The 19263-nt window shown below is 62.7% G+C and carries 19 protein-coding genes; 7 read left to right on the top strand and 12 right to left on the bottom strand.

Annotation, left to right across the window (positions count from 1 at the left end; all coding sequences use genetic code 11):
- Positions 1–2: 2 nt before the first annotated feature.
- From KPL81_RS20415 to KPL81_RS20385, 7 genes are all read left to right on the top strand, one after another.
- Positions 3–968 (top strand): tetratricopeptide repeat protein, encoded by a 966-nt coding sequence (locus KPL81_RS20415; RefSeq protein WP_219793688.1) that lies wholly within the window; start codon positions 3–5, stop codon positions 966–968.
- 17 nt (positions 969–985) lie between these two features.
- Entirely contained in the window at positions 986–1951 is a 966-nt protein-coding gene (locus KPL81_RS20410) for a tetratricopeptide repeat protein (RefSeq protein WP_219793687.1), read from the top strand.
- A gap of 84 nt (positions 1952–2035) precedes the next feature.
- A complete protein-coding gene (locus KPL81_RS20405; RefSeq protein ID WP_219793686.1) occupies positions 2036–2944 on the top strand; it encodes a tetratricopeptide repeat protein in 909 nt (302 codons plus the stop codon).
- On the top strand, positions 2944–3939 hold the full coding sequence (locus tag KPL81_RS20400; protein WP_219793685.1) for a tetratricopeptide repeat protein: 996 nt from the start codon (positions 2944–2946) through the stop codon (positions 3937–3939). Before KPL81_RS20405 ends, KPL81_RS20400 begins: the two co-directional genes overlap by 1 nt.
- An 18-nt stretch (positions 3940–3957) precedes the next feature.
- Positions 3958–4644: an SEL1-like repeat protein gene (locus KPL81_RS20395; RefSeq protein WP_219793684.1), complete on the top strand. Its 687-nt coding sequence runs from the start codon at positions 3958–3960 to the stop codon at positions 4642–4644.
- Entirely contained in the window at positions 4641–5039 is a 399-nt protein-coding gene (locus KPL81_RS20390; RefSeq protein WP_219793683.1) for a hypothetical protein, read from the top strand. Before KPL81_RS20395 ends, KPL81_RS20390 begins: the two co-directional genes overlap by 4 nt.
- Before the next feature lie 10 nt (positions 5040–5049).
- Positions 5050–5853: a hypothetical protein gene (locus KPL81_RS20385; RefSeq protein ID WP_219793682.1), complete on the top strand. Its 804-nt coding sequence runs from the start codon at positions 5050–5052 to the stop codon at positions 5851–5853.
- 160 nt (positions 5854–6013) lie between these two features.
- Here KPL81_RS20385 and uxuA read toward each other — a convergent pair whose 3' ends face one another.
- The 12 genes from uxuA to KPL81_RS20325 all read right to left on the bottom strand — a co-directional run bounded on the left by uxuA (position 6014) and on the right by KPL81_RS20325 (position 19148).
- Positions 6014–7189, bottom strand: coding sequence for a mannonate dehydratase (uxuA, locus tag KPL81_RS20380; protein ID WP_219793681.1), 1176 nt, complete (start codon positions 7187–7189; stop codon positions 6014–6016).
- A gap of 16 nt (positions 7190–7205) precedes the next feature.
- Positions 7206–8678, bottom strand: coding sequence for a mannitol dehydrogenase family protein (locus tag KPL81_RS20375; RefSeq protein WP_219793680.1), 1473 nt, complete (start codon positions 8676–8678; stop codon positions 7206–7208).
- Positions 8679–8725: 47 nt separating this feature from the next.
- Positions 8726–10006, bottom strand: coding sequence for a TRAP transporter large permease (locus KPL81_RS20370; protein WP_209477102.1), 1281 nt, complete (start codon positions 10004–10006; stop codon positions 8726–8728).
- A complete protein-coding gene (locus KPL81_RS20365; RefSeq protein WP_240549420.1) occupies positions 9997–10521 on the bottom strand; it encodes a TRAP transporter small permease in 525 nt (174 codons plus the stop codon). Before KPL81_RS20365 ends, KPL81_RS20370 begins: the two co-directional genes overlap by 10 nt.
- A 142-nt stretch (positions 10522–10663) precedes the next feature.
- The gene (locus tag KPL81_RS20360; protein WP_209477099.1) at positions 10664–11632 is read right to left on the bottom strand and encodes a TRAP transporter substrate-binding protein; all 969 of its coding nucleotides are present in this window, start codon (positions 11630–11632) and stop codon (positions 10664–10666) included.
- A gap of 86 nt (positions 11633–11718) precedes the next feature.
- Positions 11719–12750: a zinc-binding alcohol dehydrogenase family protein gene (locus KPL81_RS20355; protein WP_219793678.1), complete on the bottom strand. Its 1032-nt coding sequence runs from the start codon at positions 12748–12750 to the stop codon at positions 11719–11721.
- Between the two features lie 13 nt (positions 12751–12763).
- Positions 12764–13975 (bottom strand): D-mannonate dehydratase ManD, encoded by a 1212-nt coding sequence (gene manD, locus KPL81_RS20350; protein ID WP_219793677.1) that lies wholly within the window; start codon positions 13973–13975, stop codon positions 12764–12766.
- A gap of 89 nt (positions 13976–14064) precedes the next feature.
- Positions 14065–15486 (bottom strand): glucuronate isomerase, encoded by a 1422-nt coding sequence (uxaC, locus tag KPL81_RS20345; protein WP_219793676.1) that lies wholly within the window; start codon positions 15484–15486, stop codon positions 14065–14067.
- A gap of 33 nt (positions 15487–15519) precedes the next feature.
- Positions 15520–16809 (bottom strand): TRAP transporter large permease, encoded by a 1290-nt coding sequence (locus KPL81_RS20340; protein WP_219793675.1) that lies wholly within the window; start codon positions 16807–16809, stop codon positions 15520–15522.
- On the bottom strand, positions 16806–17348 hold the full coding sequence (locus KPL81_RS20335) for a TRAP transporter small permease (protein ID WP_240549419.1): 543 nt from the start codon (positions 17346–17348) through the stop codon (positions 16806–16808). The genes KPL81_RS20340 and KPL81_RS20335 overlap by 4 nt, the downstream gene beginning before the upstream one ends.
- 45 nt (positions 17349–17393) lie before the next feature.
- Positions 17394–18353: a C4-dicarboxylate TRAP transporter substrate-binding protein gene (locus tag KPL81_RS20330; RefSeq protein ID WP_209477089.1), complete on the bottom strand. Its 960-nt coding sequence runs from the start codon at positions 18351–18353 to the stop codon at positions 17394–17396.
- Between the two features lie 63 nt (positions 18354–18416).
- Positions 18417–19148 (bottom strand): GntR family transcriptional regulator, encoded by a 732-nt coding sequence (locus KPL81_RS20325; RefSeq protein ID WP_209477087.1) that lies wholly within the window; start codon positions 19146–19148, stop codon positions 18417–18419.
- Positions 19149–19263: the final 115 nt, after the last annotated feature.

Genomic DNA, 19263 nt, shown 5'->3' with positions numbered 1-19263 from the left:
CGATGAAAGCCAGCCTGCTAGTAGCGGTGTTGAGTTTACCCATAGCTGCCTGGGCCCTGGAGCCCGAGGCTCAGGCCGCCAAGGACGAGGGGATGCGGCTATGGGGCATTTCCGAGTGGATCGAAATGCAGCCCTATCTGGAACCCGCCGCCGAAGCGGGCGATGTGGAGGCCATGTACTACCTGGGGGAGGCGACACGCCTGTTGGATCGCGGTCTGTCTCTAAGGGCCATGGCGTGGTATCTGCAAGCCGCCGAACAGGGCGACCCTTATGCCATGCTGCGGCTCTTCCAGGGCGGCGCCTGCACCGCCGGCGACCGTTGCCCCGAGGGCTTCGAGGACTGGCACCATGCCGCCCTGGCCATCACCCAGCCCCAGGCCGAGGCCGGCGATCCCGATGCCATGCTGGCGATGTACCATATCCAGCGCATGTTCGAGGCATCGCGCCAGGCCGGCAATTGGCTGGAGCGCGCTGCCGAAGCGGGCCAGCCCGAGGCCCAGACCCTTCTGGGAAATCAGATCCTCGACGGACGCGGCTGGTACCTGACCAACGGCCGCCGGCTCAGCGCCGCCGAGGAATGGTTCCGCAAAGCGGCAGAACAGGAATATGTGCCTGGGATGGTTAAGCTCTCAGAGGTTTTGAGTAATCAGGAGCGTTATGAGGAAGCTTGGCCCTGGACAAGACATGCCTCCCGAGCTGGTCATCTGGATTCTCGTTTATGGGAAGCCTTTTGCAGCCTGGACCCGGAATACGACCCAATATGCTTGGTCGATCAGGATATAGAGAAAGGCTGGGGACTTGCACTTTCAGTGATAGAAGAAACCAGCAATGACACTGCAAGGTGGGTGCTTGAGGAAAATAATGACTTATTAGTAGATAGGCGTCGTCGAGGCGCGGAGCAAGTCGCCGAAGAATGGATCGGCCGCGAGCCGCCGCTCTCAAACTTCCCGCCGCGCTTTGGCTACTGATCCACATGTTAGCGCCTATGCAACGCTTGCTGAGCATCGCCCTGATGTTGCTGCCGATAAGCACCTGGGCCCTGGAGCCCGAGGTGCAAGCCGCCAAGGAAGAAGGCTTGCGACTATGGGGCATTTCCGAATGGATCGAGATGCAGCCCTATTTGGAACAAGCTGCTGACGCTGGCGACGTAGAAGCGATGTACTACCTTGGCGAAGCCACTCGCCTGCTGGATCGTGGCCTGTCCCAAAGAGCCATGGCGTGGTACCTACAGGCTGCGGAACAGGGCGACCCTTATGCCATGCTGCGGCTGTTCCAGGGTGGGGCTTGTACCGCTGGCAATCGCTGCCCCGACGGCTTCGAGGACTGGCACCATGCGGCGCTGAATATTACACAGCCCCTGGCCGAGGCCGGCGACCCCGATGCCATGCTAGCGATGTTTCATATATACCGCATGTTCGAGGAATCGCGCCGGGCTAGCGACTGGCTGGAACGCGCCGCCGAGGCGGGCCAGCCCGAGGCCCAGACCATTCTGGGCAACCAGATCCTCGATGGTCGTGGATGGTACCTGACCAACGGCCGCCGGCTCAGTGCTGCCGAGTCATGGTTCCGCAAAGGAGCGGAGCAAGGGCATGTACCTGCGATGAGTGGGCTCGCCAGGGTGCTAAATGAAAAGAAAGATTACTCGTCTTCTTGGGATTGGTTGGTAAAAGCGGCAGAGGCTGGCCATGCGGATCGATTCTTAAGTGTAGGGTGGTGTTACTTTGATGCAGAAATAGAAGAGAGATGTCCACCAGAAGAGAATCCCGTTAAAGGTTGGGCAATGCTGAGCATCTTGGCGGAAAAAATAGACAATTCTCTTCTTGATTCATTTATGAAAGAGAATGAAAACTCCTTAACTTTAGAGCAGCATCATGAAGCGCAGGTTTTGGTAGAAGTTTGGCGTGAGAAGGAATTGCCATTTTCGAAATATCCACCGCGATTTGGCTACTAGTCGGTCATGATGTGCCCCGTGCCACGCCTTCTGGTCGTTGCTTTGTTGGTACGGCCAATAAGCGCCTGGACACTAGAGCCCGAGGTGCAAGCCACCAAAGAAGAAGGGATGCGACTCTATGGTATTAGCAGGACACAAACTGCCATACCCTATTTAGAAATAGCCGCAGCAGCTGGTGATGTGGAGGCGATGTACTATCTAGGTGAGGCCAACCGCCGGTTGGTTATGGGGGGAATGAGTCAAGCCGCCCTGGATTGGTATCACCGGGCCGCACAACAGGGCGAGCCCCATGCCATGCTGCGCCTCTATGATGGCAGTGCCTGTGAGCTGGGTGACGTTTGCCCCGAAGAGGGCAACGATTGGCGTGAAGCGGCTCTCGTCGCCACCCTGCCCAAGGCCGAGGCGGGCGACGCCGAGGCCATGGGCGCGCTCTACGATATCTATACCTACCTCGACCGGCACGATGAGGCCATGGAGTGGCTTCTGCGCTCGGCCGAAGCCGGCAATCTGGATTCCATTAACTGGCTAGGTCATTTAGCGCGAGACGATGAGGATAAGTACGCCACGGAGACCGAACGCCTGGAAGCTGCAGCGGAATGGCATCGCAGGGCCGCCGAAGCCGGTTATGCCCCGGCCATGAATGATCTTTCATCTGTATTGAACAATCTTGGGCGTCGTGAAGAAGCCTGGGAATGGATGGTGCAAGCCTCTGAGGCCGGTCATATTAACGGCAGACGCTGGCAAGCAGCTTGTTATATCGTCCCTGATGCTGAAGAGCGTGAAATTTGTCAAACAGAGAAGGATCCCGCTAAAGGCTGGGCTATTCTTCTCGCTATCAGTGAAGAGGTATCCGGCACTACTTCTGAACGAGCCCTTCGGATTTACGGAGACAAGGTCACTCCTGAGCAACGTGAAGAAGGCGAGCGAATGATGGAAGAATGGCTCAATCGTGAGCCGCCACTCTCCTATTTTCCGGACAAATTTGGCTACTGATGTCGATAAGCAGACGCAAAGCCGCGGCGGCGTTGGTAGCCTTGGCGATTTCGCCTATCGCAACGTCAGCAGCTTGGGCTTTGAATGAGGAAGCGCAAGCCGCCAAGGACGAAGGGATGCGGCTTTGGGGTATTTCCGAGTGGATCAAGATGCAGCCCTACTTGGAACAAGCCGCTGAAGCTGGTGATGTGGAGGCGCTGTACTACCTTGGGGAAGCCACCCGCCTGCTGGATCGCGGCCTGTCCCAAAGAGCCATGGCGTGGTACTTGCAGGCTGCGGAACAGGGGGATGTGCACGCCATGCTGCGCCTGTTCCAAGGTGGCGCTTGCACCGCCGGTGACCGTTGCCCCGAGGGATATGAAGATTGGCATCATGCCGCCTTGGCCGTGGCTCAGCCCCAGGCCGAAGCCGGCGATCCCGATTCCATGCTGGCCATGTTCGATATCTATCGCATGTTCGATCAGCCGCGCCGGGCCGGCGACTGGCTGGAGCGGGCCGCCGAGGCAGGCCAGCCCGAAGCCCAGACCATTCTGGGCAATCAAATCCTTGATGGGCGCGGCTGGTACCTGACCAATGGCCGCCGACTTAGCGCCGCTGAGGAATGGTTCCACAAAGCGGCTGAGCAGGGATATGTTCCCGCAATTAGCAGAATGGCTGATGTGCTAAGGCGACAAGGGGACTATCAACTAAGCTGGGAATGGATGAAAAAAGCCTCCCTAAGTGGAAACTATGACAGTCGCCTTGGCGTTGGGTGGTGTTATTTAGATCCGCAAAGAGATGATAGATGCCAAAATGAGCAGGAGAAAATTCAAGGCTGGGCTATTCTTCATGCGCTTAGCATTGAAATGGATGACACCTCCGCTCGAAGTGTCATGGAGTGGAATGAAGAGCAGTTGCCCGCTGAGGAAAGGCGAGAGGCTGAGGAGTTAGCCGGGGCTGAATGGATCGGCCGCGAACCGCCGCTTTCGAGATTTCCCTCGCGCTTTGGCTACTGATCCATCATGTTAGCGCCTATGCCACGCATGTTGATTATTGTCCTGCTGGTGCTTCCGATAAGCGCCTGGGCCCTGGAGCCCGAGGTGCAGGCCGCCAAGGATGAGGGGATGCGGGTATACGGCCTGGGCATTGCGGCTGAAAGCATTCCCCTTCTGGAACCAGCCGCTGAAGCCGGCGATGTCGATGCCATGTATTACCTGGGCGAAATCCATCGCCTACGCCATATGGGCCTGACCCGAGCAGCCATGGCTTGGTATTTGAAGGCCGCAGCAAAAGACGACGTTTACTCCATGCTGCAACTGTTTCGAGGTGGCGCCTGCACTGCAGGGGACCATTGCCCCGAGGGATATGAAGATTGGCATCACGCCGCCTTGGCCGTGGCTCAGCCCCAGGCCGAGGCCGGCGATCCTGATGCCATGCTGCTGATGTTCGATATCTATCGCATGTTCGATCAGCCGCGCCGTGCCGCCGACTGGCTCGCGGCCAATCAGACGAGTTTCCGCCACGAGCCCGACTTTCAGCGTGCTTACCATCGGGGGGAGCATCTGGTACGCCTCAGCCTGGAAGACGTCGAGGGCAAGGGAACCATCGAATACTGGAACCCCGCTGAGCGGAAGCACCACCAATTGGAAGACCAAGTCAGTTTGCTGGCGCAACCAGCGACCCTGACCTGGCGCTGGAACAAGCAAGGAGGCAGGCGATGACCGAGTCTACGCAGCAGCAAGGGTACGAGAAGACGGCCTTCACGGCGGATCGCATCCCCCGACAAGCGCCGCCGCCGCCCAAGGGCAAGCTCGGCAAGCTGGGTGACGCCTTCGATATGGCGCGCCTGCCTTGGGGGCATTATATCGGCGTCAATCCTTCTCAGTTCGAATATGAGTATGCGGAAGCCTGGTATCGTAACTACGAGTATATGGGGGAGACGGATTTTCACGACTATACAATGATCAATGAGATACGTTGGTCGCAGTTCGTCGATGAAGATATTGGTTTGCTCTATCGCTTCTTTCGTTTCTGGTTCGTGTTCTGGACGCATGGCTTAAGCTATATAGACCCTGGTGGAGGGAAAGGGGGGGGGGGGGGTTTATTTCTGGGATAGCTTTTTTGTATTGTTGTTTGTTGTTGCCGAAATATTTAATCCTGGAGATGGGTCTTTTTATGAAGTCTTGGCTGTTCCGCTTTCGGTTTTTGCAGTTTGTGGAGTGGCTACGGCATTGAAATGGTTGTTTGAGAAATATAGTATCCATTTTTACAAGAGTAATCAGAATTGGTCGGACGATGTCGCTTTCTGCCGCCGCTCCGGGCTGGTTAAGAGCTTCCAGGGCAACTTTCCCTTCTATGAGTTCGATGCCTTTATCGAGATGGCCGCGGACATGAAGGGCAACCAGCGTCACACCCTCAAGGTGCGCCATCGCTATCCGCAGTTCAGCAAGGACAAGCGTAGCGGCCTGCCGTTGGAATTTACCTTTCCCACCGATACCGGCAGCATCGCCGAGCGCTATGCCATGTGGGACATGCTGAGCCGCTTCATGGACGTCAGCCAGCCGCTGCCGGATATTCCCCGGCTGGAGCCGTTTCGCCATCTCGACCCGACCACCCGGGCCTTTGATGAGGCCGGCAAGCGTGGCCGCTCGGCGACTTACTGGCGTGACCTCTACGCCAAGGTGGATGAGAAGGAACTGAATCGTCTTCGCGACGAACATCACGAGAAAGTGAATACCGCCCCTTGGGGCAGCCGCCCCGACCTGATGGCTCAGTCGGTGCCGGGTTACGAAGACAGCTACACCGCCGAGCCTGAAGACGTCAACGCCTACGCGCATGCTCCCACCAAGAACGTTCGCTTCGTGGAGCGCTCCGAGGTCACACCCTCCGAGCGAGCGCGGGATGCTTCATCGCAGAACGGCACACGGTGAGCGTTGCTGCGCCATGAATATCTTGTCCTATCGACTTCAACGGGAAGTTGGGTCACCAAGGACCAGAGCATTATCGCCTACAACCTCGGCTTTCTGCTCGAGGCAGTGCCTCATCTCGGACTGGCCGCCTTTCGCATGGGGCTGCCTGGTTCATTTACCATCACGTCAATCGCCGCACTGCCAGCTCCACCCCACGTAGCTCAGCCAGCCCTTTCAGGCGTCCGTAGAGCGGATAGCCGGGGCGGGTGTCGCGGCGCTGGTCGTCGAGAATGTGGTGGCCGTGGTCGGGCCGCAGCGGCAGGCGTGGGCCGCCTTCGCGCTCGCGGCGTCGCTCCTCCTCCACCAGCGCCTGGATCACCGCCACCATGTCGACGTCGCCGCCGAGGTGATGCGCCTCGTGGAAGGTACGCGGATCGGCGGCCTCGCGCCGGGTCGAGCGCAGGTGGGCGAAGTAGATACGCGGGCCGAAGCGCCGCGCCATCTCAGCCAGGTCGATATCCGCCCGCACGCCGTAGGAGCCGGTGCACAGGGTCAGGCCGTTGGCCTCGCTGGGCGCTGCATCGAGAATCCACTGGGCGTCCTCGGGGGTGGAGACCACCCGTGGCAGGCCGAACAGAGGGCGCGGCGGGTCGTCCGGATGAATGGCGAGTCGCACCCCGGCCTCCTCGGCCACCGGCACGATGGCGCGCAAAAAATACCCCAGGTTCTCGCGCAGGCGCGCGGCGTCGATGCCGTCGTACGCGGCCAGCACCTCGCGGAACCGCGCCAGGGTGTAGTGTTCCTCGGCCCCGGGCAGGCCGGCGATGACGTTGTTGACCAGTCGCTGGCGCGACACCTCATCCAGCCCTTCCATGTAACGCCTGGCCTCGGCTTGTTCGGCATCGCTGTATTCCGCCTTGACGCCGCGCCGCCCAAGCAGGTAGAGGTCGAAGGCAGCCAGCGCGGCCTGGTCGAAACGCAACGCCAGGCCGCCGTCCGGCAGACGCCAGGCGAGATCGGTGCGGGTCCAGTCGAGCACCGGCATGAAGTTGTAGCAGACGGTGTCGATGCCGCAGTCGCCCAGGTGGCGCAGGGTCTCTTGGTAGGCCGCGATGTATCGCTCGCGTTCGGGCGTGCCCTGCTTGATTGACTCGTGTACCGGCACGCTCTCGACCACCGACCAGGAGAGCCCCGCGGCCTCGATCATTGCCTTGCGCTCGGCGATATCATCCGCCGGCCAGGCCGTGCCGTTGGGTATTTCGTGAAGCGCCGTGACGATGCCGGTAGCACCGGTCTGGCGAATCTCGTCGAGTGTGATCGGATCGCTGGGGCCGAACCAGCGCCAGGTGTGTTCCATGACGGTCCTCGCGGTATCAGGTGGGAGCATCGAGCTGCGCGAGCGCGGCGTCGAAGCCCTGGGTAGCCAGGCAGCGGTAGGCTGACACTACCGACGCCACGAAGCCGGCATGTTCGGCAAGCGCCGGGGGAATCACGGCGTCGAGTCCGAAGAAGGCGGACACCAGATTCTCAGGATCCTCACCATGGGCCTCGTGCAGCAGTCTAAAGGTTTTCGCCATGGGGTCATCGACGGGGTAGACATTGCCGTGCAGATCGACTCCCAAGGTATAGCGGATCCATGCCGCCACGCCGAGTGCGGTGCACGGCACCTCACCTCCCGCTTCGAGTCGTGCCAGGGCGCCGTGAAGCCAGCGCTGGGTCAGCTTCTGCGAGCCATCCATGGCGATCTGCTGCAGGCGATGACGCAGGCTGTCGTTGGCGAAGCGCGCCAGCAGCGAATCAGCATAGGCGTCAAGGTCAGTCCCTGCGGGCATGCTGAGTGTCGGCGCCGCCTCCTCCAGCATATAGCGGCGCAGCAGATCACGCAGGTCATCGCGGCTCACGGCGTCGAACACCGTCTCGATCCCCTCCAGCGCACCCAGGTAGGCGAGCAGGGAATGGCTGCCATTGAGCATGCGCAACTTCATGGTTTCGAATGGCGCCACGTCGGCGACCATCTCTACGCCCTCGGCTTCCCAGGCCGGCCGGCCGAGGGGGAAGTCATCCTCGACCACCCATTGCGAGAAGGCCTCGCCCACCACCGCGTTGGGGTCGTCGACGCCCAGCTCGGCCAGCCGCGCATGGTCGTCCGCGGTCATGGCCGGCACGATGCGGTCGACCATGCTGCAGGGGAACGCCACCTCCCGCTCGATCCACTCGGCCAGCTCGGCGTCGCGACAGGCGGCGAGCTGCACCACGGCCGCTCGCGTGCGCCGCCCGTTGTCGGGCATGTTGTCGCAGCACAGCACGGTGAACGCAGGAGTTCCCGCTGCGCGCCGCCGGGCCAGTGCCTCGACCAGGATTCCCGGTGCCGTGCGAGGCGAATGCGGGTGGTCGATGTCATGGGCGATCAGCGGGTCGTCGCGCAACAGGCGGCCATCGCTGGGATTGAGAAAATAGCCCTTCTCGGTCACCGTGAGGGTAACGAGGCGCGTCTCGGGCGAGGCCATCCGCACCAGCAACGCCTCGAGGTCCCTCCCCCACTGGTCGCCGTCATCGCGACCGCTGAACAGGGCTTCCTCGATCACGCCGATCGCGCGCAGGGTGACATGGTCGCGGTCGGCGTATTCGGCGACATGATAGTGATAGCCGGCGTTGCGCAGCGCATCGACCAGTGCTACGCCGCCGCGCAGGTTGGCGCTGCTCACCCCCCAGGTGGCGTCGCCGCTACGCTGCCGATAGCGCTCCAGGTAGACCGCCTGGTGGGCACGATGAAACGCGCCCAGGCCAAGGTGCACGATCGATACTTGTCCTTCTTGAGCGGCAGCCGCGAAGCGAGTTGTAGACATGATTCATCCTTTTCGTCACTGAATACAGGTCCGCCAGGTCTGGGCGCCTACTTGCCCATCAGCAGGTTGGGCAGCCAGAGCGAGAAAGCCGGGACGTAAGAGACAAGCAGCAATACGATCAGATTGCACGCCAGAAACGGCACGATGGCACGAGCAACACTGAGCATCTGAAGATTGCCGATGCCCGAGACGACGAACAGACACACGCCCACGGGCGGCGTCGTCAGGCCGATCATCAGGTTGAGCACCGCCATGACGGCAAAATGAATCGGGTCCATACCGATGCCGGTGGCCACGCCCAGCAGCGCCGGGAACAGGATGATCAACGCAGCGATCGTCTCCATGAAGGCGCCAACGAACAAAAGGATCAGGTTGAGAATCAGGATGACGATGATTGGATTCTCGCTGATCGTCAGGATCCCGGCGGCTACCATTTGTGGGATTTGCTGACTGGTCAGGATCCAGCCGAACAGGTTGGCCAGGCCCACCAACAGCAACAGGCCAGACGAGGTCAGCACCGTGTCGGTGAGAATCGCCGGCAGCTTGCGCCAGGTCAGCCCCTTGTAGACATACATCCCCACCACCAGCGCATAGAGGCTGGCGACGATGGAAGCCTCGGTGGGCGTGAAGAAGCCGCCGATGATGCCGTAGAGGATGATCGCGGTCATCAACAACGCCCAGAAGGCGGTACGCCCCTCGCGCAGCAGCTCGCGCAGGCTGGCACGGCGCTCCTTGGGATACCTCCGCCGCACCGACAGTAGGTAGACGGTGATCATCATTGCCACCCCCAGCAGCAGCCCGGGAACGGCACCTGCCAGGAACATTCGACCGACCGAAACGCCGGCCAGCGAGCCGACGATGATCATCGGCACGCTGGGCGGAATAATCGGGCCAATGGTTGAGGATGCCGCCGTCACTGCGGCAGCGAACGGCTTGTCGTAACCCGACTTGGCCATCCCCGGAATCATCACCGAGCCGATACTGGCGGCATCGGCCACGGCCGTGCCCGAGATACCGCCGAAGATCATCGAGCCGCCGACATTGGCCAGCCCCAGGCCACCGCGAATGTGGCCCATCAAGGCATTGCAGAAGCGTACGATATGTTCGGTGATGTTACCCACGTTCATCAGGTTGCCCGCCAGCACGAACCCCGGGATGCACAGAAGAACGAAGGTATCGATGCCGGCATACATCCGTTGCGGCACGATCGTGAGCGAAATGCCTTCGAGCAGCAGATAGGCGAGCGAGGAAATACCCAGTGCGAAAGCGATCGGCATGCCCACGACCAGCAATACCAGAAAGACACTGAAAAGCACGATCACTTCCATGAGCCAGTCTCCGGCTTGCGCTGCATGGCCATCAGTCCCTCGATGACGCCGACAACGCTATAGAACAGCACCAGTGCATAGAGCACGACGGTGGAGAAGAAGATGTAAAGCATCGGGACCTTCAGGGTGGGCGATGTCTGCCATGCCCCATTCTGGGCATATAGCCAGGCATAGGGCAGCAGAATGCCGGCGAAGGCACCGATCATCAGGTTGATCAAGGCTTGATAACCCGCACGTGCCTGCAGCCCCAGCCGATGATGGAAGAGCTCGACGTTGACATGCCGATTGCGTCGAATTGCGACCCCGGACGAAAGCGCCACCATGTAGATGAACAGGTAGCGCGAGAGCTCCTCGGTCCAGGCCGGCGAATAAGGCAGGAACAGGCGGCCGGATATCTGCAGCATTACCGTGGCAGCAATCGCCACCAGCGCCAGGTTGGCCAGGACGATGAACAGCGTATCAATCCACCCTATCACGCGCCCGATCGCTCCCCCGAGCTTCGGGACCTCACTCATTGCATCCAGGCTAGGCACCTGCCGCGAGTCCGGAGCCTCCGCCTGCGACTGTCCTTCAGGGGAATCCATAATCAACCTCTGGGAGAGCGTGCCCCCGTCAAGCATGGAAAACGGGCGTGGCTCACCGCCACGCCCCTAGGGTTTACAGGTCCTGGATTGCGTCGAACAGGACGCGCTGCTCTTCGGACAACGCTTCCTCGACGGCCGGGCGCGCCTTGTCGGCAAACGCCTCGGTGTCGACCTCGACAAGTTCCATGCCGCGCTCCTGAAGAGCCTGCTCCAGGCGCTGCTGATCTTCTTCGAACAGCTCGGCCTGGTAGGTCTGCATCTCCTGGGCCGCATCGCGCACGACCTGCTGCAGCTCTTCGGGCATGCTCTCGAGCTGGTTGCGGCCGATCACTACATAGATCCAGCTACGCACATGGCCGGTCAGGTTCACGTAGTCCTGCACCTCATAGAAGCTGGCGCTCTCGATCAGGCTCAACGGATTCTCCTGCCCATCGATCACGTTCTGCTGCAAAGCGGTGAATACCTCGCTGAAGGCCATCGGCGTGGGCCGCGCACCCAGCGCCTCCCAGGTGTCGACGAACAACGGTACGTTGGGTACCCGCAGACGCATGCCATCCAGCTCATCCGGCTGAGTGATGGGACGGTTGGAGGTCAGGTGGCGCGGCCCGCGCTCGAACCAGGCAAGCGGCACCAGGTTGGTACGTTCGGTGATCTGCGCCTCGATCTGCTCGCCGATCTCGCCCTCGACTGCCTGACGCAAATGCTCGGAATCGCGGAAGGCGTAGGGCACCGCCATCATCGCCGCCTTGGGCGCCCAGTTCTGCAGGCTCTCGCCGGTGATGGTCATGTCGGCGGTGCCGAGCTGAATGCTGTTGATTACATCCATCTCGGCGCCGAGCTGCTCGTTGGGGTAGAGCTGTACCTCGATGCGGCCATCGGAGTTGGCTTCTACCTCCTCCTTGAACTTCACGGCGGCCTGGTGCCAGATGTTCTGCTCATTGGCCAAGTGACCGAATTTCAGCGTAACGTCGGCGGCCAGGGTGGCCTGGCTTGCGATCAGCGCCGTGCCGAGGACGGCGCCTGTGACGAGTCGTTTGATCATGGCGTAACTCCTGTCTTTGCTGTACTGGCTGTTGTTGCTGTTATGTGCATCGCATCATTGCGATGCGGCTGTTGCGTCATACTGGCTCAGGTACCGATATCGACGCTTATGTCGATAAGCACCTTGCGAGCCCTTTCGGGATGGTGATCGAGCATGTCGATGGCTCCCGGCATCTCGTCGAAGGGCAGGCGATGGCTGACCAGCGCCAACGGATCGAGACGTCCGGAGGCCATGCGGTCGAGCACATCCGGAAACTTGCGGTTGTTGAGCCGCGAGCCGACCAGCGTCAGCTCCTTCTTGATTACTTCCAGCTGTACCAGGTCGCTGGGAGTGGGATTGAAGCCGAGCAGGCCGATACGCCCCGCCGGCGAGGCGATGCGCAGCATTTGCGGCAGCAATGCCGGCACGCAGGCGGCATCGGCTATCAGCGGGATGCCCTCTCCGCCAGTCAGCTCGCTCACCGCGCCCTCGATATCCTCCTTGCCGTGCCAGGTGCGCGTGGCGCCGAGTTCGCGAGCCGTGGTCAAGCGCTCGTCGATCAGATCGACTACGGTGATGTCCTCGATGCCCTGAGCACGGGCCATCTGCAGGATTGTCAGGCCGATTACGCCCGCGCCATAGACCAGCAGGCGGTCGCCGCGCAGCGGCAGCATCCGCTCCAGCACGTTGGCAGCAATCGAGTAGGGCTCCACCAGCGCACCGGCTTCCAGCCCCAGCCCCTCGGGCAGGCGATGAACGTTGCCGACGGGCACGTTGACCCACTCTTCGAAGCCGCCATCACGGTGCACGCCGATCACCTGCAGCGCGCTGCACACGTTGGGGCGGCCGATACGGCACGGATAGCACTTGCCGCAGCTGATCACCGGGTCGATGCACACCCTGTCGCCGATCTCGATGCCTTCGGCGCCCTCCCCGAGCGCCTCGACCGTGCCGGCGAACTCGTGGCCGGTGATGCGCGGAAAACGCACGAAGGCGTTGTCGCCATGGATGATGTGCATATCGGACCCGCAGATGCCGGCGAAGGCCACCTTCACCAGTACCTCGCCGACAGCGGCACGGGGCACCTCGACCTCGGCGATGGTGTAATCCAGCGGCGCGTTTACCTGAAAGGCTTTCATCGGTGCTTTCTCCTTACCAGTGCCACAGGGTGCCGTCCTCCAGCCGGTTGACCGGCAGGCTGGCGCGCTTATAGGGATATTGCTTGGCCAAGGCCTCGTCGATGTCGACGCCATGGCCCGGCGCCTCGCCGACGAGGAAATGGCCATCCTCGAAGCGGTAGTCGTGGGGAAAAACGGCGTCGGTCTCGGACGTATGGGGCATATGCTCCTGGATGCCGAAGTTGGGCACCCAGGTGTCGAAGTGGATAGCCGCGCCCAGGCACACCGGCGAGAGATCGGTCGGCCCATGGAAGCCGGTGCGCACGTGATAGAGCCCGGCCAGGTCGGCGATGCGACGCACGTGAGTGATGCCGCCGCCGTGGGAGAGCGGCGTGCGGATGTAATCGATCCACTGGTTCTCGAGCAGCTCGCGGTAGTCGTGGATCGAGTTGAACACCTCCCCCACCGCCAGCGGCGTGGTAGTGTGCTGGCGAATCAGGCGGAAGCTCTCCTGGTTCTCGGCCGGCACGCAGTCCTCCAGCCAGAACAGGTGATAGGGCTCCACCGCCTTGCCCAGGCGTGCCGCCTCGATGGGCGTGAGGCGATGGTGCACGTCGTGCAGCACGTGTAGTTCGTCGCCGAAGCGCTCGCGCACCGCGGCGAACAGCTTGGGCACGTGGTTGAGGTACTTCTCGGTGCTCCACACGTGCTCGGCGGGCAGCTCGGCATCCGCCGGCTCGTAGCGCTCGCCCGCGTTCTTGGCTACGCCGTAGATGGTAGGAATGCCGGGTACGCCGGCCTGCACCCGTACCGCCCGATAGCCGAGCTTGACGTGCTTCTCCACCTCGGCGAGACAGCCCTCGATGTCGCGTCCGGTGCAGTGGGCGTAGGTCATCACCCGCTCGCGGCTCCTGCCGCCGAGCAGCTGATAGAGCGGCATGCAGGCCGCCTTGGCCTTGATGTCCCACAGCGCCAGGTCAACCGCCGACACCGCCGCCATGGTCACCGGCCCCCGGCGCCAGTACGCCCCGCGATAGAGGTAGTGCCAGATATCCTCGATGCGGCTGGCATCACGCCCGATCAAGGCTGGAATGACATGCTCCTCGAGATAGGCCACTACTGCCATCTCACGGCCGTTGAGGGTGGCGTCGCCGATGCCGTAGGTACCCGACTCGGTGACGATCTTGAGGGTGACGAAGTTACGCCCCGGCGAGGTGACGATCACATAGGCGTCGCTGATTTTCATGAGTGTTCCGTCGCTGTCATGGGATAAGGGCTTGGGATTAGAAGCTCGGCATCAGGGCTTGGTCCTAGGGGCTTGGCATAGCGCTCGGTTCATCGCTCGAAGAGATAGCGCTGCACGTTGTCGTAGCACACCGCCCGCACCAGCTCACCGATGCGATCGAGATCGCCGGGCAGCTCGCCGCGCTGGATCTGCGCGCCGAGCATCTGGCAGAAGATGCGGCGGAAGTAGTCGTGGCGGGAGAACGACAGCAGGCTGCGTGAATCGGTAAGCATGCCGACGAAATGGCGCAACAGGCCGAAGTTCATCTGGGTGACGAGCTGGCGCTCGATGCCATCGCGCTGGTCGTTGAACCACCAGGCGGCGCCGAACTGTAGCTTGCCGGGAATGCCGTCACTGGCGAACGAACCAACCAGGCTAGCCAGCATCTCGTTGTCGCGGGGGTTGAGGTTGTAGACCACCGTGCGCGGCAATGCCCGGTCGCGGTCCAGCGCATCCAGAATCGCCGCCAGCGGCTCAGCGTAGGTCACGTCGCCGATGGCGTCGAAGCCGCTGTTGGCGCCGATTTCGGCCAGGCCGCGCTGGCTCAGGCTACGCAGCGCGCCGAGATGCAGCTGCATCACCCAGCCGCGGCGGGCGTACTCGCGCCCCAGCCATAGCAGCACCGCGCTGGTGAAGGCGGCGCTCTCGTCGCTGCTGAGCGCCCTGCCCTGGCGGCGGCGCTCGATCAGCCGGTCGAGTTCGGCCGTGCTCGGCGGCGTGACGAACACCGGCTTTTCCAGGCTGTGGTCGGAGAGGCAGCAGCCATGGGCGGCGAAGTGCTCGAGGCGCTGGTACAGCGCGGCGAGCAGGTCGTCGTAGCCGCGGATGTCCACCCCGCTGGCCGCCTCAAGCTCGCCGAGGTAATCGGCGAAACCGGGCTCAGCGATCTTGAGCACGGCATCGGCGCGGAACGTCGGCAGCATGGCGGGCGTCGCCCCGCTCTCAACGTGCCGGCGGTGCAGCGCGAGATCGTCGACTGGGTCGTCGGTGGTGCAGACGGTGCGCACATGGAAGCGCTCGAGGATGCCCTGGGCGCTCAGCCGGGGAGTAGCCAGGCGCTCGCGGGCGGCGGTCCAGATCTCCTCGGCGGTGGCCGGCGAGAGCAGCGTATCCTCGATGCCCAGCGGATGGCGCAGCTCCAGGTGGGTCCAGTGATAGAGAGGGTTGCCGAGGCAGTGCGGCACCGTCTCCGCCCAGGCCTGGAATCGCTCACGGTCGCTGGCATCGCCTGTGATGCGCTGCTCGTCGATGCCGGCGATGCGCATCGCCCGCCACTTGTAATGGTCGCCCTTGAGCCACAGCTGGGTGAGGTTGTCGAAGCACACGTCGCCGGCGATCTCCTCCGGGCTCAAGTGCGAGTGGTAGTCGCAGATCGGCATGGCCGCGGCATGCTCGTGGTAGAGCCGTCGCGCCGGCTCGTTCTCGAGCAGAAAATCCGGCCCCATGAACGCGATGTTGTCGGTGAAGGCCATTGAACCCTCCATTTATCTTGGCTCGTTCGAACTTCAACCCATCAGCAGGTTGGGCAGGAACAGCACGATGTCGGGGAAGAAGATGATGCCCAGCACCACCACGAAGACCGCCAGGGCGAAGGGCACCAGCTCGCGGCTGTAATCGAAGAAGGAGCAGCGCAGGATGCCGCACACGGTGTACATCGAGATGCCCACCGGCGGAGTCATGCCGCCGAAGGTCACCAGGGTCATCATCAGCAGTCCGAAGTGCACGGGATCGATGCCGGCAGCCTTGACCACCGGCACCAGGATCGGCGTGAGCAGCATCACCACCACGGTGGCCTCGAGCAGCATGCCGAGCAGTACCAGCAGCACGGCCAGTGTCAGCAGCAGCGCCGCCTGGCTGGAAAATACGCCCAGCGTCATCTCGGCGATAGTCTGCGGCACCCGCTCGAAGGAGACCACGTAGCCGATGATCCCCGAGAACATGATGATCAGCATGATCATGCCGATGTCGCGCACGCTGGCATGCATCGCCGCGACGATCTCGCGCAACCCCATCTCGCGGTGGATCGCGCAGCCCACCACCAGCGCATAGGCCACGGCGAAGGCCCCCGCCTCGGTGGGCGTAAACAGGCCGTAGCGAATGCCCACCAACAGCCACACCGGAAACAGCAACGCCCAGATACTGCTGCGCGCAGCCGCGAGTACCTCACGGCCGGCAGGCAGCCCCTCGCGTACCGGCGTATAGCCGCGCCGCCTGGCCACGAAGTAGGTGGTCACCATCAGCGCCACCATCAGCAGGAAGCCCGGCACCACACCGGCGATGAACAACCGCCCGATCGATACCTCGCCCAGGTAGCCGTAGAGGATCAGGCCGATGCTGGGAGGAATGGTGGCGGTAATCAGCCCGCCGATGGAGAGCACCGCACCGGTGAACCCGGGGCTGTATCCGCCCTTGATCATGCCCTGCCCCAGCACCCGCGACTGCATGGCGGCATCGGCCACCGCCGAGCCCGACACACCGCCCATCAGCGTACTGAGCACGATGCTCGCCTGGGCCAGCCCGCCGCTCATCCAGCCGGCCAGCAGCGTGGAGAGGCGCATCAGTCGCGGGGTGATACCGCTAGCGTTCATCAGGTGTCCTATGAAGATGAACAGCGGTACCGCCAGCAGCGGAAACGACTGGGTCGCCGAAACGATGCGCTGCGGCCCGATGTTGATCGGCAGGAAGGTCTCAGGCAGGAAGAAGTAGGTGAAGCCGGCGATACCGATGGCGAAGGCCACGGGCATGCCGATCGCCATCAGCACCAGCCCCAGGCCCAGCAGGAGCGCGGCCGTCATGATGCCTCCTCCACGATGGCTTCATCCGCTATCAGGCTCGGCACGATGCCCTTGGCCAGGATGCGCCGCATGAGCGAGACGATCATCAGTGCCGCCCCCACCGGCAGCGCCAGGGTGATATAGCCGTAGCTCAGTCCGGCCACGCCCATCGGGCGTTGCCAGTTGGACAGGGCCAACGGCAAGCCATGCCACACCAGCAGGGCCAGGAAACCCAGCATCAGTACCAGGCACAGCCCGCTTGTCAGGCGCTGCAGCGGCAGCGGCAGGCGTACCGTCAGGGCGTCGATGCGTACCTGACCGCCATGCCGCAGGGTAATGTCGGCGCCCAGCACGGCGGTCCAGATGAACAGCAGCTGGGCCAGCTCGGCCCCACCGGCGAAGGGCTGGCCAATGGCGCGTGCCGTCGAGCTCACCAGCAGGGTCAAGGAAGTGCCCCCCAGCAGCGCCACGGCGAGCCACGCCTCGAATCGGTCGTACCAGTACCACATGTCGAGATCCTCGGAGCCGGAACGCACCCGGCCGATTCCATGGAACAGCATGCGAGACGACCGCCCTTGTCGCCGGGGCGACAAGGGCGATCAGGCTCACTCTTCCGCGGTCAGCTGATCGCGGTACTGGTCGTAGCCGAGCTCTTCGTAGACACCGGCGACCCGCTCGCGGAACAGCTCGACGTCCACCTCGGTGAAGGTCACGCCTTCCGCCTCCATGCGCTCACGCACGGCGCTCTGGGCGTCGACGGTGGCCTGGCTGGCCGCCTCGCCGGCGTTGCGCAACTCCTCGTCGAGGATGGTGCGCAGCTCGTCCGGCAGTTCCTGATACCACTGCTCGGACGTGGCGAGGCCGGTCATCAGGTGGATATGGCCGGTCAGGGCGATGTGGGTAATGACCTCGTGCAGGTTCTGGCCCTCGGCGGCGGTGAGCTGCGCCTCGGCGCCGTCGATGGCGCCAAGTTGCAGCGCGGAATAAACCTCCGACCAGGGCAGCGGCGTCGGGGTGGCCCCCATCGACTCGATGGTGCGCAGCCATACCGGTGAATTGATGGTGCGCACGCGTATGCCGTTCAGGTCCTCGGGAGTCTCGACCAGCTCTTGCGTGAGCATGTGGCGCGAGCCCTGGAACCAGTTGTAGTTGAGCAGGCGCAAGCCGCTGCTCTCGGCCAGGCTATCGACCCAGCCCTGATACAGCTCCGACGAGGTGATGCGGTCGTAATCGCTGTGATCCTCGACCAGATAGGGCGCGCTGAGGATGCCCAGCTCCGGCTGGTACTCGGATAGGCGGCCGGCGTCGATCAGCACTGCGACATTCGCCCCGCTGCGGATCTGCTCGACCACGTCCTCATCGGAGCCGAGCTGACTGTTGGGAAAGACACGCACGGTGAGCTCGCCATCGGAGCGTTCAGCGATGGTCTGGCTGGCCTCCTCCATGGCCTGGACGATGGGGTCCTGGGCGCTGAGCGCCGAAGAGAGATTCAACTGGTAGGCCGCATGGGCCAGGTTGGCGGTGGCGGCCAGAGTGACGGCCGCTGCGATGGCGGTGCTTTTCATATGAGCCTCCTGACGTGTGTTGTGGTTATTGCGTCTCGTGCTTGGCGTGTTGCTGCGTGACTGCTACTTGCTTCCGACGGCGACCGCGCTGGGAGCACCGTCGAACATTTCAGGGAAGCGGCGCATCAGCTCCGGCAGCGATTGCAGGATTTCGCGCTGATGCACGCTCATGGCCTGACTCGCCGCCTCGGGGTCGCGGCGGCCAATGGCCTCCACGATCATCGAGTGCTGGTCGGTCAGCTTGGCGATGGGAGTCGAATCGGGAATGCTCAGGTAGCGCACCCGGTCGAGCTGTGCCTTGACCTCCTCGGTGACGCGCCAGGCGGCGGTATGCCCCACCCCCAGCGACAGCGCGCGATGAAAGGCCTCGTCGAGCTGGAAGAAGCGGTCGTAATCGCTGGAAACGCTGCAGCGCCGCTGGCGTTCGATCAGCTCGCGCAGCTCCTCCAGGGTGCGCTCGGCCACGCCCAGCGTGGCGGCCTCACGCGCCACCGCCACCTCGATCGCCTCACGCACGAAGCGGGCTTCGAGTACGGCCTGCTGCGAGATTCTCACCACGTAGGTGCCACGCTGCGGACGCACCTCGACCAGCCCCGCCTCGGACAGCCGGATGAAGGCCTCGCGCACCGGCTGGCGACTCACGTCGAAGGCATCGGCCAACTCCTTTTCCGATAGCGCCTGCCCCGGGGCCAGCACCATGCGGATGATGGACTGGCGCAGCACCCGGTAGAGCCGCTCGCGAACCGAGCCTTCGTCTCGCGCTTCCAGCCACATGGCCTGCAGGGGAGTTGTCATGAGCACCGTTCTCCGTTGTCTCTTGTTCGCTGAGCGTTGCCGCCCTGAACAGACTAGTATGGTAGTATGGCAATTGGCAAGCCGCCATGAAAAAAGCCCAGACCGGTTTCCCGGC

Source organism: Billgrantia antri (genome assembly GCF_019430905.1).
In the GTDB taxonomy this organism is placed as follows: domain Bacteria; phylum Pseudomonadota; class Gammaproteobacteria; order Pseudomonadales; family Halomonadaceae; genus Halomonas; species Halomonas antri.
Note: the sequence above shows the minus strand (reverse complement) of the source record. Positions and strands in the feature narration are given on the sequence as shown.